Raw genomic sequence first — 16,612 nt, 5'->3', positions numbered from 1 at the left:
GCGGTGGGGGTGGGCCGAGAGCCGGAGCTCGCCAGGCCCTCCGGGCGGGGCCGCAGCGCTGCGTATGGCCAAGCGGCCGACGAGAGTGGTCGCCGAGCCGGCCACCGGGCGCGCCGGCTCGGCGGTCGGCGCGGCGAACGGGCCGCCGGACGCCGCGAGCTGTGCCGCGACCGCGGCCAGTACGACGGTCGCCAAGGGCGCGACCGCCCTACGGACAGGACGAAACGACTTCGTCGAAATTTCGGTGACAGCCGGACAGTCCTGGAGTCGAGCGCCCGGGGCCTCTCCATGTCGGCTGACACTCACCCTGACCAGCAAAAAGCCCTCCCCAAAGGGAGGGCGGAGACTTGCGCCCCCGGCAGGACTCGAACCTGCGGCCAAGCGCTTAGAAGGCGCCTGCTCTATCCACTGAGCTACGGGGGCCGGTGTGGTGGCCTCTGTCGTGGTGCCCTGGTGTGGGCCGATCCGTGACGTTGCCGGGGACAAGGATAGGGCTCCCGCGTCCTTGTCCCTGTTGCTTCGCCTCCGTGGCTCGATGTGGAGGTTCGGTGAAGCGGTCCTGATAATCGCAGGCAGGTACGAATCGTGCACCGCTTTTGGCGTCAGAGGCATCGGGTGTTGTGCACTCGTTATGCCTGGAGTGGGCCCGTGCCCCAGTAGTCCCTTCCATCCCTTGTGTCCTATCGGCGCGCAGACATGCTCATATGCTTCAGAATTCCCCTAAAATTGGGCATTCTTCACATGTGGTGACCTTGGACGTAAGGCCTCAGCTGCTCGACGCACTCTCCGCCCTGCGCGACCGTGTCGCCGCCGCACGCTTCCCGCTGCCCCTGGCGGGGGCCCCACGCGCGCGTGCCAGCCGCGACGAACTGCTCGCCCAGCTCGACGACTACTTGGTGCCCCGGCTGAGAGACCCCGAAGCGCCACTTCTCGCCGTCGTGGGGGGCTCCACCGGAGCCGGGAAGTCCACGCTGGTGAACTCCCTCGTGGGGCGGCGGGTCAGCGAGGCCGGGGTGCTGCGGCCGACGACACGGACGCCCGTGCTGGTCTGCCATCCCGAGGATCATCACTGGTTCAGCGGCATGCGGGTGCTGCCCGATCTCACACGCGTGTGGGTGCCCCAGCAGGACGCCACGGAGGACCTGCTGCTCCCGGGCGAGGACCCCGCGCGCGTGCTGCGGGTCGAGACCGCCGAAACGCTGGCGCCCGGCCTCGCCCTCCTCGACGCCCCCGACATCGACTCCCTGGTCTCCGACAACCGCGTCCTGGCCGCCGAGCTCATCTGCGCGGCCGACATCTGGATCATGGTCACCACGGCCGCCCGCTACGCCGACGCCGTGCCCTGGCACATGCTGCGCACCGCCAAGGAGTACGACGTCACCCTCGTCACCGTCCTGGACAGGGTGCCCCACCAGGTGGTCGCCGAGGTGTCGCGGCAGTACGCGGCCCTGCTCACCAAGGCCGGACTCGGGCAGGTGCCGCGGTTCACCGTGCCCGAACTGCCCGAGTCGGCCTGGGGCGGCGGTCTCCTGCCGGCCAGCGCCGTGGCTCAGCTGCGCACGTGGCTGGTCCACCAGGCCCAGGACCCGGCGGCCCGGCAGCAGGTCATGGCCCGCACCGCGCGCGGGGTCCTCGACTCCCTCAAGTCCCGGATGCCCGAGCTGGCCGGCGCCGCCGCCGCACAGTACGCCGCCGCACTGCGGCTCACCGCCGCCGTCGACGGGGCGTACGACAGCGAGCACACGCGCGTGCGGGGCCGGTTGCAGGCCGGGGCGGTGCTCGCGGGAGACGCCCTCAAGCGGTGGCGCGCCTTCCCCCTGGACTGCACCGCCGGGGAACTCCTCGACGCGCTCGTGGAGAGCCTGAGCGCGCTGCTGCTGTGCGCCGTCACCGCCGCCGACGAGCGCATCGACGACGCCTGGCGGCGCGAACCCGCGGCGGCCGCACCCGGGCTCGCCGACCGCGAACCCGCCGCGGAGAGCGCCGAGCACCGGATCGGTCTCGCCGTACGACGATGGCGGCGGGAGCTCGAGGAGTACGCCGAGGACGAGGTGCGCGAGCTCGACCGGAACATCTCGCCCGACCCCGAGCTGGTCGCCGCCCTGGTCGCCACCTCCCTGCTGGGCGGCCGCAGGGGCCGGATGGCCGGGGAGGGGCTCGCCGAGAGGATCGGCGCCCACGGGGCGTTGCGGCTGCGCGACCGCGCCGGACGGCTGCTCGCCGAGCACGTCGACCGGGTCCTGCACGTCGAACGCGAGCGCCGGCTCGCCCCGCTCGACGCCCTCGACGTCCACCCGGAGCCCCAGGCCGAACTCATCGCCGCTCTGTCCGTACTGCAGAAGGAGAGGTGACCGGTGACCGCCGTCACTGACCAGGACCACACCGAGCGTGCCGACCAGCCGGGCGACGCGGACAAGGCGGCAACTGCCGAGAACACGTCGGCGAAGGTCCCCGAGAACGCCTCCGAGGGCGAGAGCACGGACGGCGCCCACGCGCGCGTGCCGGACGGAGACTCCTCCGCCCGTACGGGCTCCACGGGCTCCGCAAGCACCCCGGGCTCCGCAAGCACCCAGGGCACCTGGGACGACGGGCTCATCGCACGGCGGGTCGACGAGTCCACCGGAGTACACCATTACGCCGTGCTGGACAGCCGCCCGGCCGCCCCGCCGACGGCGTCCCCGCTGGTGTACGACGGGCCGCTGCGCTCCCGGCTGGAGGCCCTGCGCGAACTGGTGGGACTCTCCCGCACCCGGCTCGACAGCCGGACGCTGGCGGAGGCGGGCCGGGTGCTCGACGAGGCGTCCGCGCGGCGCAGGCTCTCCGGGCAGCACACCGTCGTCGCCATCGCGGGCGCCACGGGCAGCGGCAAGTCGCAGCTGTTCAACGCGCTCGCCGGAGTGGCCATCTCGGAGACGGGCGTACGCCGCCCCACCACCGCAGCGCCCATCGCGTGCAGCTGGAGCGACGGGGCCGCGAGCCTCATCGAACGGCTCGGCATCCCGCCCCGGCTGCGCCGGCGTCCGCTGCCGACCGGGGACGGGGAGTCCCAGCTGCACGGACTCGTCCTCGTCGACCTGCCCGACCACGACTCCGCGGCCGTACAGCACCGCGAGCACGTGGACCGCATCCTGGGGCTCGTCGACGCGGTCATCTGGGTCGTCGACCCGGAGAAGTACGCCGACGCCGTCCTCCACGAGCGCTATCTGCGGCCGATGGCGGCCCACGCGGAGGTCATGTTCGTCGTCCTCAACCAGGTCGACCGGCTGCCCGGGGAGGCCGCCGAGCAGGTCCTCGACGATCTGCGGCGGCTCCTCGACGAGGACGGCATCGCCCTCGGGGAGCACGGCGAACCGGGTACGGCCGTGCTCGCGCTGTCCGCGCTCACCGGGGACGGCGTCGGTGAACTGCGCGAGGTGCTCGGCCAGTTCGTCGCGGAGCGCACGGCGCCGGCCCGCCGTATCTCGGCCGACGTGGACATCGCGGCGGCGCGGCTGTGGCCCGTCTACGCCACGCAGCGGCGGACCGGGCTCAGCGAACAGGCCCGGGAGGAGTTCGCGGACCGGCTCGCGGACGCCGTGGGCGCCACGGCGGCGGGCGAGGCCGCCGAACGCGCGTGGCTGCGCAACGCCAACCGTGCCTGCGGCACGCCCTGGCTGCGGTTGTGGCGCTGGTACCAGGACCGCGGCGAACCCACCACGGGGCGGCTCCCCTCGCGCACGCAGGCCGACGAGGAGGCCACCGCCCGGCAGCGGGTCGAGCAGGCCGTACGGACGGTGGCCGACCGGGCCTCGGCGGGCCTGCCCGCGCCCTGGGCGCAGGCGGTGCGTGAGGCGGCCGTCCGCGGCTCCAAGGGGCTGCCCGAGGCGCTGGACGAGCTGAGCGTGCGCGCGGGAGTGCCGACGGGGCGGCCGCCGCGGCCGGGATGGTGGCCGGTGGCCGTGCTGTCCCAGGCGTCCATGACGATCCTTCAGTTTCTGGGCGGCCTGTGGTTGCTGGGCCAGATCGTCGGCGTCATGTCGCCGAACCTGGGCGTGCCGGTGCTGCTGATGGTGATCGGCATCGTCGGCGGCCCGCTCATCGAGTGGAGCTGCCGGATGGCGGCGCGGGGGCCGGCCCGCCGCTACGGGCTGGAGGCGGAACGCCGGTTGCGAGAGGCGGCGGCCGGGTGCGGGAGGGCCCGTGTACTGGATCCGGTGGCGGCGGAGCTGCTGCGGTACCGGGAGGTTCGGGAGCAGTACGGGAGGGTGGTGGGGACGCGGAGATGACGCATGGTCCGGGACGGTGACTCCGGGGCGTGGCGGTTGTGACGGGCCGCGGACGTCGCCCGGCGTCACTTACAGCTCGCCGTCACCCGCCCGGGTGACGGCGTTGTCCACAGGCGGGCGGTGATCCACAGCGCTCAGCGGGCTCGGCCCGGCGGCGGCAGTCTGGCAGACGCAGCCGTACGGGACGGGCCCGTACGCATGTCGGCCCGGTGTCGATGGCCGGGCGAGGGAGGGGTTCGCGATGAACGAGACGATGGTCTGCGCGGTCGGCAGGGTGGCGACGCAGCCGGTGTACCGGGAGATGGCGTCCGGCCCGTCGGCGAGGTTCCGGCTGGCGGTGACCGCGCGCTACTGGGACCGCGAGAAGAACATGTGGACGGACGGGCACACCAACTTCTTCACGGTGTGGGCCAACCGCCAGCTCGCCACGAACACGGCGGCGTCGCTGACGGTCGGCGAGCCCGTGATCGTCCAGGGCAGGCTGAAGGTACGGACCGACGTGCGCGAGGGGCAGAGCTGGACGTCGGCGGACATCGACGCGGTGGCGATCGGACACGACCTGGCGTGGGGCACCTCGGCGTTCCGCCGCGGAGGCAAATCGGAGACGGCCCCGGCACCCACGCAGTCGGAGCCCAACTGGGAGACACCGCAGGCGGGTTCATCGGAACCGGCCGACACTCCCGCTCAACAGCCCCCGGAACCTGCCGTATTGACGTGACGTCAATCACCCGCCTGCCCTGCCCGAACTGCGGCTTATCGGCGAGTGCGCACCGGAAAATCAGGGGTGGACTTGTCGATAAGCCCTGCTCACAAGGGGTCTTGGCGATAACGATTCCGAGTCGGATCACTCGTCCGACCGTCTCACCGGCGAGCGGTGTCCGGCGCTTACCTAGGATGCCGGGCATGGCTCTGGGGGCTCTTGCGGCCCGTGGGGCCTGTGATTCTGCTGGTGGGACCGTACCCCCCACATCGACGGGTCCTGCTCGAAGGGGAATTTGGTGTTTGCTTCGTTCTCTGCGGTGTTCGTACGCAGGCGAGGGGCTGCCCGCCTCGGTGCCGCGACGCTCGTGTCCGGGGTCGTGGCCGCGGGTGTGCTGGCCGGAGCCGGTCAGGCGACCGCCGAGGAGACGACGCGGAGTCAGGGCGGAGCGACCGCGACGATAGGCGGGCTGAAGACGTACGGCACCGCGGTGATACACGGCGCCACCGGGGACCAGCAGGTGTCGGCGGGCCTGTTCGAGATGTCCGTCGAGGGCGGCGGCATGCTCCAGACGTACTGCGTCGACCTGCACAATCCGACGCAGCGGGACGCCGAGTACCACGAGACGCCCTGGAGCGGCACGTCCCTGGGGGCCAACAAGGACGCCGGCCGGATCCGCTGGATCCTGCAGAACTCCTACCCGCAGGTGAACGACCTCGCGGCGCTGGCACGGAAGGCGGGCGTCCGCGGTGCGCTGACCGAGCAGGACGCAGCGGCCGGCACGCAGGTGGCGATCTGGCGGTACTCGGACGACGTGGCGGTCGACGCCCTCGACCCGCAGGCCGAGCAGCTCGCGGACTACCTGGAGAAGCACGCCGGGAACCAGCCCGAGCCCCGGGCCTCGCTCACCCTCGATCCGCCGGCGGTGTCCGGCCGGCCGGGGGAGCGGCTGGGCCCGGTGACGGTGCACACCAACGCCGGCAGCGTGACGGTGAGCCCGCCGGCGGACGCCGCCACGAGCGGGGTCCGGATCGTCGACAAGCAGGGCAAGGCCGTCACGTCCACGTCCGACGGCGGACAGGTGTTCTTCGAGGTGCCCGAGGACGCGGCGGCCGGCACGGCGGAACTGACCGTGCAGGCCTCGACGACCGTGCCGGTCGGCCGTGCCTTCGCCTCGGAGAGCCGGAGCCAGACGCAGATCCTGGCCGGTTCCAGCGAGTCGACGGTGTCGGCGACGGCGGGGGCGACCTGGGCGGAGAAGGGCGCGGTCCCGGCCCTGTCGGCGGCGAAGAACTGCGCCGAGGGCGGCGTGGACATCATCGCCTCCAACAAGGGGGACGAGCCGTTCACCTTCGAACTGGCGGGCCTTGAGCACACCATCGCCGCGGGCGAGTCCCGAACGGTGACGGTCCCGCTCCAGGAGGACCAGGCGTACGACTTCACGATCCACGGCCCGGGCGGCTTCACCCAGCGCTTCACCGGCATGCTGGACTGCCAGGTCCAGGGCAGCGGGACGGGCACGGCCACCCAGACCCTCAGCGAACCGAGCCCGGCCTCGGTGGGCGGCACGGCGACGGACACCAACCTCGCCGAAACCGGCGGCTCGAGCGTCACCCCCCTCATCGCCGGCATCGCCATCACCCTGGTCCTGATCGGCGGAACGACCCTGATCGTGCTCCGCCGCAAGGAGACTCCGACGGGGGGCTGAGCCGGACCGGCCCGCCGACGCCGGTTCTCACACCGACCCGTGGTGGTGGGCCGGCCGCTTCCAGCGGCGGGGCGCAGGGCGTCGGCTGATGGAGTCGGCCGTGCTGCTGGGGCGAGGCGGCCGGCTGCTGCAAGGTGCAAGGGTTTCGTCGCTACGTGGAGTAGCCGCGTGCGTGTCCGGCGGGAACCGAACCGATCCCCCCGACGTGTTTCTGGGCAAGGGGTGGTGCCTCGCGCTGCGATCAGATCAAGATCGTGGCAAGGGCGGTGCGGATGTCAGTGCCGGAAGGGATACTTGCGGCGACGGATGACCACGGGGGAGGTCACAGTGACACACCTGCCGACGAGCAGCACACCACCGACAACAGACCCGGGCCTGCCCACCCTCCCGGCCGTACCGGCCCAGCCGCAACCGGCCCAGGCTCCGCACGGCCGTACGGAACCCCAGCCCCGCCGTACCGCCTTCGCCGAGGGACTGGACCGGCTCCGCGCCGCCGCCACCACGGAGCCCGGCCGTCTCCGGATCATCGGTGCCCTCCTCGCGCTCCTCGTCGTCGCCTTCGGCGCCGTGACCGCCTGGCAGATGACCGACCGCGCGGCAGCGGCCGACGACGTCCTCACCAGCAGTCAGCCCCTCAGCTCGGACGCGGCCGACATCTACCGCTCCCTCGCGGACGCCAACACCGCCGCATCCAGCGGCTTCCTGGCCGGCGGCCAGGAGTCGGCCGCCTCGCGCGACCGCTACGAGAAGGACATCCGCACGGCCGCGGAGAAACTCGTCAACGCCGCCGCCAACTCGGACCCGGACTCCCCGTCCGCGGCGACCATCGCCAAGCTCAACAGACTCCTCCCGGAGTACAAGGGCCTGGTCGAACGAGCCCGCACCTACAACCGCCAGGGCTTCCCGGTCGGCGGCGCCTACCTCCGCTACGCCAACGAGAAGATGCAACAGCAGATGCTCCCGGCAGCGGAGGAGCTGTACAAGAAGGAGAACCAGCGCCTGCGCGCGGACTACGCGGACGCCACGCCCTACCCCTGGGCCGCCATCGCCCTGGGCGTCCTCGCCCTGGCGGCCCTCGCCTGGGCCCAGCACCGCAACTACCAGCGCACGAACCGCGTCCTGAACCACGGCCTGGTCGCCGCCACGGCCACCGCGACCGTCGTCCTCCTCTGGCTGGTCGTCGGCCACAGCCTCGCCCGCGCGGGCCTGAACGACTCCTACGACCACGGCGTCCGCTCCCTGAACGTGCTGCACGACGCCCGTATCGCCTCCCTCAAGGCACGGGGCAACGAGAACCTGACGCTGGTGGCCCGCGGCGCCGAGACGAAGAAGGTCGGCGAAGACACCTACGACGCCTACGACTACGACTTCCGCACGGACATCGCCGCCCTCGGCAAGTACCTGGCGGACGCCCAGGAGCTCGCCGACGACACATCGGGCGAACAGCCCGTCACCGCCGCCGTGGGCAACATGACGGAGTGGAAGAAGCGCCACACCGCGGCCCGAGGGCAGGACGAGAACGGCAACTACCAGCAGGCGCTGGACAAGGTCATCGGCACGGGGAAGACGACCGGCGAGTGCTTCGACAGCGTCGACGAGAACCTGCGCACGGCACTGGCACACGAGGAAACCGAGTTCAAGCGTGCGGCCGATGACGGCCGGGACGCCCTGACGGGCCTGTCCGCGGGCGCGGCCGTCCTCGCTGTGCTGGGCGCCGTGGGCGCGATCCTCGGCATCGGCCGCAGGCTGTCGGAGTACCGATGAACCGGACACGGGTGAAAGGGGGCGCGACCATGCGAGCACGACGTCTGCGGGCCAGTCTGAGGGGCTGGGGCGGGGTGGCCGCGATGGCGGTCGTCTGCGCCCTGGTGGCCGTCTTCGCCCTATGCGTCCCGCTGTCCGGACCAAGGACCGTGGACGATCAGGCCGTTGCCCAGTCGGCCCGGATCAAGGCGGAGAAGGCGGACGAGGACTGCGAGGCCCCCGAGAAGCAGACCCTGCCGCCCTCCTCCGCCGACGGCGACACCATCCAGGACATCAAGAACCGCAAGGGCGGGAAGCGCAAGCTGATCGTCGGCGTCGACCAGAACAGCTACCGCTGGGGTTACCGCAACCCCAACAGCGGCAAGTCCGCGGAGCTGGAGGGCTTCGACATCGACCTGGTCCACCGCATCGCCGAGGACATACTCGGCGACCGGAACGCGGTCCAGTTCAAGGCGATTCCCACCAACCAGCGCATCCCGGCGATCAAGGACGGCGACGTGGACATGGTCGTCCGCACGATGACGATCAACTGCGAGCGCATCGAGGACGTCGCCTTCTCCGCGCCGTACTTCAAGACGGGACAGCAGGTCCTGGCTCCCAAGTCCTCGCCCATCAAGGGCTACGACGACACGCTCGCCGGCAAGAGGGTCTGCACGGCCACGGGCTCCACGGCGTACTCCACGCTGGAAGCGGACAAGAAGAGCGGCAAACTCCCCGCCTCCACCGACATCTCCGACACCGTCCCGAACCAACTCGACTGCCTGGTCAGGCTCCAGCTCGGCGAGGCCGACGCGGTGGTCACCGACGGCGCGCTCGCCGCGAGCCAGGCGGCACAGGATCCGACGGTCGAGCTCAAGGGCGATGCCTTCACTGCCGAGTACTACGGCGTGGCGATGAAGAAGGACGCCGACGATCTGGTACGCCGGGTCAACCAGATCCTGGTGGACTACCGCAAGGACACCGCGACCGGCTGGCAGGCGTCGTACGACAAATGGCTGTCGGCGACACTGGGCAAGGTTTCGGAGAAGTCGGAACCACCGGCACCGCAGTACCTGCGCACGACCTGACCACCGCACCGACCCCCGGGCCGGCACAACCGCAGCGAGAGGTGATCGATGGGCGTCACGGGATCCACCGGGCCGGTGATGGACCGGGACGAGGTGGACCGTGCGCTGGCGCGGCTCGGCGCGGAGCACGAGGCGATCGAGACCTCGCTCCTCGCCCTCCAGGACCACGCGGGCCGCAGACTGCTGGAGGGCGCCGAACTCACCGGCGTCACCCAGGAGCGCTGGACGTCCACGGAGGCGTCGATCACGCTGCTGTGGACGTACTTCGACGCGTACACGGACGCCTTGCGCACCGCCCGGGAGATCCGCTCCCGCCGCCGCTGGTCCAGCCGCGAGGACCTGGTGGAGCTGACGGAGCTGCTGAACGGCGAGTCGGTCACGGTCGCGGGCAGCGCCACGGCGACGGCCAATGCCCCGACGCTGCACGGCACGGGGAACAAACTCAGCGAACGCTACTCGCTCGCCACCCTCGTCGACCGGATGAACGAGCTGTACGCGACGAGCCTGGACATGGTCGTCGCGGCCGACGCAGTCTGGTCGGCGCTGCCGGCCCGGATCGACCTGCTGGCGGCCGAGCTCCAGCGCACCCGCCGGCTCGCGCACTCGGTCGGCGTGCGCCCCGGCGAGCACCCGGCGGGCGACGACCTGGAGCGCATCACCCGCATACTCACCAAGCTGCGCGAGCAGGTGGTCTCGGACCCGCTGGCGTTCTGGCTGGCCGCGGAGGGCAGTTCGGCTCCGGGCGGCGGCAGGCCGGACACGACGGTGTACGACCGGGAGGCGCGCGCCCTGGAGGACGTACGCCGGGAGATCGACGCGGTGCTGACGGTACGGCAGGACGCCGAGAAGCGGATCGTCAGACTGCGCGATGTCCTCAGCCGCGCGGACCGTACGCTCGCCGAGGCGCGCACCGCCCGCGGCGAGGTCCTCGCGAAGATCGCGGCGACGGAGGTGCCGGTCGTCAGCGGACCGCCGACCGCGCTGCAGGAGCAGCTGGCGGCGGCCGCGGAGTACCGCAGACAGGCCCAGTGGCACCGCCTGTCCCCGCTCCTGGAGTCGCTGGAGCAGAAGGCGGAGGACGAACTGCTGCGCGCCCGCGAGTCGTTGACCGCGGTCACCGCACCCCTGGCGGTCCGCGCCGAACTGCGCGGCCGGCTCGACGCGTACAAGGCGAAAGTCGCCCGGCACGGCTTCGCCGAGGACTCGCTGCTGGTGGAGCGGTACGAGAAGGCCCGGCGCATGCTGTGGAGCGCCCCCTGCGACCTGCGTGCCGCCGAACAGGCCGTGCTGCGCTACCAGCAGGCCGCGGCGGAACTGCTCGGCGGCCCGCGGGTGCCGGACCAGGGCGTGCCGGAGGACGACCGGAGGGGGCCGGGCGCATGAGCGACAAGGGGGAGTCCGTGAGTCAGGCACCGAACCAGCCGCCGAACGAGCCGCCGAGCCAGTCACCGGGCCAAGCACCGGGCGGAGGACAGGGCGCGCCGCAGCGCACCTGCCAGCGCCCTGCCTGCGGCGGCAGCTACGAGGACGTGGGCGGCGGCGAACTGTACTGCGACACCTGCGGCCTCGCCCCGGTCGTGGCAGCGAACGGGATGGTCGGGTCGCCCCCGACCGGCATCACCGCCGGCGGCAAGGGCGGCTCACGCGGCTCGGGGCGCTCGGGGCGCAGCGGCAGTTCCCGCACGAGCAGCCGCAGTTCCCGTACGTCGTCCCAGTCGTCGAAGTCCCGCCGCTCGGTGTCGGGGCGTCTCTCGCGCTCCCTGTCGGGCAAGGCGACGGGCCGCTCGGTGTCGGTGCGCAGCTCCGGTTCCGCCGCCGGTTCCTCCTCCCGGGGCCGGCTGGGCGCGGGACTGGTCCAGGTCCCGCCGATCCCGCGGCCCGACCCGCGCGAAATGGTCCTGGACAACCCCGAAGTGCCCGAGCGGAAGCGGTTCTGCTCGCGCTCGGACTGCGGCGCCCAGGTGGGCCGTGCGCGCGGCGACCGGCCGGGACGCACGGAGGGCTTCTGCACCAAGTGCGGCCATCCGTACTCGTTCGTGCCGAAGCTGAAGGCCGGGGACGTCGTGCACGGCCAGTACGAGGTGGTCGGCTGCCTCGCGCACGGCGGACTGGGCTGGATCTACCTGGCCGTCGACCGGGCGGTCTCCGACCGCTGGGTGGTCCTCAAGGGCCTGCTGGACACCGGCGACCAGGACGCGATGGCCGCGGCGATCTCCGAGCGGCGCTTCCTCGCGGAGATCGAGCACGCCAACATCGTGCGGATCTACAACTTCGTCGAGCACCTGGACCAGCGCACGGGCTCCCTCGACGGCTACATCGTCATGGAGTACGTCGGCGGCAAGTCGCTGAAGGAGATCGCCAACGCCCGCCGCACCTCGCACGGCAGGCGCGACCCGCTGCCGGTGGAGCAGGCCTGCGCGTACGGCCTGGAGGCCCTGGAGGCGCTCGGCCATCTGCACAGCCGCAACCTGCTGTACTGCGACTTCAAGGTCGACAACGCGATCCAGACCGAGGACCAGCTCAAGCTGATCGACATGGGCGCGGTGCGCAGGATGGACGACGAGGAGTCGGCCATCTACGGCACGGTCGGGTACCAGGCGCCGGAGGTGGCCGAAGCCGGCCCGTCGGTGGCGAGCGACCTCTACACCGTCGCCCGCACGCTCGCGGTCCTCACGTTCGACTTCCAGGGCTACACGAACGTCTACGTCGACTCCCTGCCCGACCCGGACAACATCGAGGTGTTCCGGCAGTACGAGTCGTTCTACCGCCTCCTGGTCCGTGCCACGGACCCCGACCCGGCCCGCCGGTTCGCCTCCGCCCAGGAGATGACCGAGCAGCTGACGGGCGTCCTACGGGAGGTCGTCTCCCTCCAGACGGGCCGTGCCCGCCCCGCCCTCTCCACGCTGTTCGGGCCGGAGCTGCGGGTCACGGACACGGAGTTGTTCCCGAAGCTGGACGGTGAGGTGTCCCGGCTGGGGGCGAGGGTGGTGCGGAAACGGCGCAACTCCGCGACTGCGGCGGCGCTGCCCGCCGTCCCCTCCCAACCTCACGCCGCCCAGCTCAACGCCGGGCCCCGAGGAGCCGCGCCAGGGGCGGGCCTGCCCGGTCCCCACGGCCTCGTCAAGCCCGTCGACACCCGCGCCGCCGCCCTCGCCCTGCCCGTCCCGCGCGTCGACCCGTCCGACCCCAACGCCGGCTTCCTGGCGGGCCTGATGACCTCCGCCCCGGCCGAGCTGCTCGGCGCCCTCGCGGCGGCTCCGGCCCCCTCGATCGAGACGCGGCTGCGGCAGATCCGGGCCTGGCTGGAGACCGGCGATCCGGCCGCCGCGCTGGCGGCGCTGGTCACGCTGGAGGGGGAGCGGCCCGACGACTGGCGGGTGGTCTGGTACCGGGGCGTGGCCGCGCTGGTGACGGGCGACGACGAGGGCGCCGCGCTCGCCTTCGACGCGATCTACGACGCCTTCCCCGGCGAGATCGCGCCCAAGCTGGCGCTGGGCCTGTGCGCGGAGGTACTGGGCCAGCTCGACAACGCCGCCGAGTACTACCGGCTGGTGTGGTCGACCGACCCGAGCTATGTGAGCTCCGCCTTCGGGCTCGCGCGCGTGCAGTTGGCGACCGGCGACCGGCGCAGCGCCGTGCGGACGCTGGAGTCGGTCCCGGAGTCCTCCATCCACTACACGGCCGCGCGCGTGGCCGCCGTCCGGGCGCGGCTGCGGCAGCGCACGCCGGCCGCCACCGACGTACCGTTCCTGGAGGACCTCACGGCCGCCGCGGCGCAGGTCGAGGCCCTGGACGCGTACGGTCTGGACCCGGCGCGCCGCGAGCAGTTGTCGGCCGAAGTCCTCGGCTGCGCGCTGGACTGGGTACTCTCCGGGGGCCAGGGTTCCGCCCCTCCCGCCGCCGGAGGACGGACGCTGCTCGGCAGCGGCCTGGACGAGCGGGGCCTGCGTTTCGGCCTGGAACGCTCGTATCGCACGCTGGCCCGGCTGGCGCGCGGCGGCGAGGAGAGGATCGACCTGGTGGAACGTGCCAATCGTTACCGCCCCCGGACGTGGGTGTAGTTGATGTCGCAGATGCCCCAGTTGTCCGCCTGCCCGAGTTGCGAGGAACCCCTCGAATCGGGTGACCGTTTCTGCGGCGCGTGCGGATATGACCTGTCCGCCGTGCCGGTACGGCCTCAGGACAACCCGACCATCACCATGAACGGCTCGGTGCCCGCGCAGGGCGCTCCGACCGGTGGGTATCCCGAGCCGCCGTCGGTGCCGCCCACGGGCGCCCCCTGGCCCGCCCCCGGGCCGGACGGCGCGGGCGGATCGCAGGCGGCGCACCCGCCGGCGGACCTCCCGGGCACGGACTCGGGCGGCTCCGCGCTGCCCCCGGACGCGCCCCCGCCGCTCGCGGCCCCGCCGGCCCCGGCCGCAGGCGTCCGCTTCGACAACCCGCCCCAGGCCGAGGGCCACCACCCCGCGCCGCCCGGCGGCCACGCACCACAGCCCGAGGAATATCCGGCACCGTCCGAGACCCACCAGGCGCAGCAGCCCGACGAGTACCTCCTCCAGGCACCGGACCCACGGGTGTCCGCCGACCCGGCGGCGCAGGCCGCGGGCGCCGGCGGCAAGGTCTGCGTGGCCTGCCGGGCCGGCCGCGTGGACGACGACGGCTACTGCGAGAACTGCGGCCACGCCCAGCCGCGCGAACGGGACCACATGGAGCAGGAGTCCGGCCCGGTGGCCGCGGTCAGCGACCGCGGCCTGCGCCACCACCGCAACGAGGACGCGTTCGCCATCGGCAGCACGGCGCTGCCGGACGGCTCACCCGCCTCCGTGGCGATCGTCTGCGACGGCGTCTCCTCGGCGACCCGCCCCGACGACGCCTCGATGGCGGCGTCGAAGGCGGCGAGCGAGACACTGCTGGCCGCCCTGCCCCGCGGCACGCACCCGCAGCAGGCGATGCACGACGCGATCATCGCCGCCTCGCGCGCGGTCAACTCGCTCGCCGCGGAACCCGCCACGGCCCGCGAACACGCCCCGCACCAGAACGCGCCCGCGTGCACCATCGTCGGCGCCGTCGTCACTTCCGGCCTGCTGATCGTCGGCTGGGTCGGCGACAGCCGCGCCTACTGGGTCCCGGTCGACCGGAGCGCACCCCCCGCCCGGCTCACCGAGGACGACTCGTGGGCGGCGCAGATGGTCGCCGCGGGTCTGATGAGCGAGGCCGAGGCCTACGCCGACGAGCGCGCCCACGCGATCACCGGCTGGCTCGGCGCGGACGCCTACGAACTGGAACCGCACACCGCCGCGTTCAAGCCCGACCGCCCCGGCGTGGTCGTGGTCTGCACGGACGGCCTGTGGAACTACGCGGAGGCGGCCGACGAGATGGCCAGGGTCGTGCCGCTCGACGCGGCCGCGCATCCGCTGCACAGCGCCCGGGTGCTCGTCGGCCACGCCCTGGACGGCGGGGGCCACGACAACGTAACAGTGGCCCTCGTGCCGTTCCCGGCGGTCTCCCAGGGGGCAGGATCGGCCTGAGGCCGCTTCACGGGGACGCCTCAGCGGACCGGAGGGGACCGGTCCGCCCACCGTCATCCCCCCGCTGAAGGCGGGGGCTTTCGAGGGGGATCGAAGCAGGCATGGCCAATTTCTCGAAGTCGAACGTGCCCCAGTTCTCGGTGGACGTCTATCAGAACGAGTACCTGCCGGAGGGCGCCGGCGAGGTCAACGCCATCGTCACGGTGACGGCGACCGGCGGCGGCACGATCGGCAGCGCGGTCTCGGCGCCCCACCTCTTCTCGCCCGGCCAGGGCCCGTCCGCGGCCGTGGCGATCATGGCGGACTGCTCCGGGTCGATGGACTACCCGGCGACCAAGATGCGCAACGCCCGAGACGCCACGGCCGCCGCGATCGACACCCTGCGCGACGGCGTGCACTTCGCCGTGATCGGCGGGACGCACGTGGCCAAGGAGGTCTACCCGGGCGGCGGTCGCCTCGCGGTCGCCGACGCCACCACCCGCGAGCAGGCCAAACAGGCGCTGCGCTCGCTCAGCGCGGGCGGCGGCACGGCCATCGGCACCTGGCTGAAACTGGCCGACCGCCTGCTCTCCTCCGCGGACGTGGCCATCCGGCACGGCATCCTGCTCACCGACGGCCGCAACGAACACGAGGCGCCCCAGGATCTGAAGGCCGCGCTCGACGCGTGCGCGGGGCGCTTCACCTGTGACGCGCGCGGCGTGGGCACCGACTGGGAAGTGAAAGAAGTCACAGGGATCGCCTCCGCCTTGCTCGGCACCGCCGACATCGTCGCCGACCCGGCCGGGCTGGCCGCCGACTTCACGCAGATGATGGAGACGGCGATGGGCAAGGAGGTCGCGGACGTCTCCCTGCGGCTGTGGACCCCGGTCGACACCACTGTGAAGTTCGTCAAGCAGGTCGCGCCCACGGTCGAGGACCTGACCGGCCGGCGCACCGAGGCGGGCCCGCGTGCCGGCGACTATCCCCTGGGTTCCTGGGGAGACGAGTCCCGTGACTACCACGTCTGCGTCGAGGTCCCGGTCGCGAACATCGGGCAGGAGATGCTGGCGGCCCGGATCTCGCTGGTCGTTCCGCAGCCCGACGGCACCGTCCAGAACCTCGGCGCGCAGGGCCTGGTCCGTGCCGTGTGGACGGACGACATGGTCGCCTCGACGTCGATCAACCCCCAGGTCGCCCACTACACCGGGCAGGCAGAACTGGCGCAAGTCATCCAACAAGGGCTGGACCTTCGCAAGTCGGGAGATATAGACGGAGCAACGGCCAAACTGGGCCGGGCCGTTCAGCTCGCGAGTGCCTCCGGCAACGCCGATACTGCGAAACTGCTTGCGAAGGTGGTGGACGTGGTCGACGCCGCGACCGGTACTGTGCGACTGAAGGCGAAGGTCGAAGAGGCCGACGAGATGACGCTCGAGACCCGGTCCACCAAGACTGTTCGCGTGAAGAAGTGACCTAGAAGGAATCGAAGGAGGGACGCGCCGACATGCCGACCTGCCCGAACGGACACCAGTCGGGTTCCGACGACTGGTGCGAGGTCTGCGGTCACCGCATGGCGGGTGCCGTGCCTCCGCCTCCTCCCCCGC

At 72.4% G+C, this 16,612-nt stretch carries 11 protein-coding genes and 1 tRNA gene; 10 read left to right on the top strand and 2 right to left on the bottom strand.

Features of this window, described 5'->3' with window-relative positions:
• Together CCL05_RS45605 and CCL05_RS20410 are read right to left on the bottom strand one after the other, a co-directional pair.
• Positions 1-195, bottom strand: a 195-nt coding sequence (locus CCL05_RS45605; RefSeq protein ID WP_208641574.1) for a hypothetical protein, incomplete at its 3' end; no start/stop codon positions are given.
• 155 nt (positions 196-350) lie between these two features.
• Positions 351-423 (bottom strand) — tRNA-Arg (locus tag CCL05_RS20410).
• 320 nt (positions 424-743) lie between these two features.
• Here CCL05_RS20410 and CCL05_RS20405 point away from each other — a divergent pair.
• From CCL05_RS20405 to CCL05_RS20360, 10 genes are all read left to right on the top strand, one after another.
• Positions 744-2,351 (top strand): dynamin family protein, encoded by a 1,608-nt coding sequence (locus CCL05_RS20405; protein ID WP_086561927.1) that lies wholly within the window; start codon positions 744-746, stop codon positions 2,349-2,351.
• 3 nt (positions 2,352-2,354) lie between these two features.
• On the top strand, positions 2,355-4,265 hold the full coding sequence (locus CCL05_RS20400) for a YfjP family GTPase (RefSeq protein WP_086561926.1): 1,911 nt from the start codon (positions 2,355-2,357) through the stop codon (positions 4,263-4,265).
• Positions 4,266-4,506: 241 nt separating this feature from the next.
• The gene (locus tag CCL05_RS20395) at positions 4,507-4,983 is read left to right on the top strand and encodes a single-stranded DNA-binding protein (protein WP_086561925.1); all 477 of its coding nucleotides are present in this window, start codon (positions 4,507-4,509) and stop codon (positions 4,981-4,983) included.
• Positions 4,984-5,263: 280 nt separating this feature from the next.
• Entirely contained in the window at positions 5,264-6,673 is a 1,410-nt protein-coding gene (locus tag CCL05_RS20390; protein ID WP_086561924.1) for a Cys-Gln thioester bond-forming surface protein, read from the top strand.
• 327 nt (positions 6,674-7,000) lie between these two features.
• On the top strand, positions 7,001-8,437 hold the full coding sequence (locus tag CCL05_RS20385) for a hypothetical protein (protein ID WP_086561928.1): 1,437 nt from the start codon (positions 7,001-7,003) through the stop codon (positions 8,435-8,437).
• A gap of 29 nt (positions 8,438-8,466) precedes the next feature.
• Complete coding sequence (locus tag CCL05_RS20380; RefSeq protein WP_167409590.1) at positions 8,467-9,504, top strand: glutamate ABC transporter substrate-binding protein; 1,038 nt, start codon at positions 8,467-8,469, stop codon at positions 9,502-9,504.
• A gap of 48 nt (positions 9,505-9,552) precedes the next feature.
• Positions 9,553-10,887, top strand: coding sequence for a hypothetical protein (locus CCL05_RS20375; RefSeq protein WP_086561922.1), 1,335 nt, complete (start codon positions 9,553-9,555; stop codon positions 10,885-10,887).
• 17 nt (positions 10,888-10,904) lie between these two features.
• The gene (locus CCL05_RS20370; RefSeq protein WP_425275930.1) at positions 10,905-13,565 is read left to right on the top strand and encodes a serine/threonine-protein kinase; all 2,661 of its coding nucleotides are present in this window, start codon (positions 10,905-10,907) and stop codon (positions 13,563-13,565) included.
• 3 nt (positions 13,566-13,568) lie between these two features.
• On the top strand, positions 13,569-15,032 hold the full coding sequence (locus CCL05_RS20365; protein ID WP_086561920.1) for a PP2C family protein-serine/threonine phosphatase: 1,464 nt from the start codon (positions 13,569-13,571) through the stop codon (positions 15,030-15,032).
• A gap of 101 nt (positions 15,033-15,133) precedes the next feature.
• Positions 15,134-16,480 (top strand): vWA domain-containing protein, encoded by a 1,347-nt coding sequence (locus CCL05_RS20360; protein ID WP_086561919.1) that lies wholly within the window; start codon positions 15,134-15,136, stop codon positions 16,478-16,480.
• The last annotated feature ends 132 nt before the right edge of the window (positions 16,481-16,612 follow it).

It is taken from the genome of Streptomyces africanus, assembly GCF_002150735.1.
Taxonomy (GTDB): domain Bacteria; phylum Actinomycetota; class Actinomycetes; order Streptomycetales; family Streptomycetaceae; genus Streptomyces; species Streptomyces africanus.
This window is presented reverse-complemented; position numbering and strand designations above follow the sequence as displayed.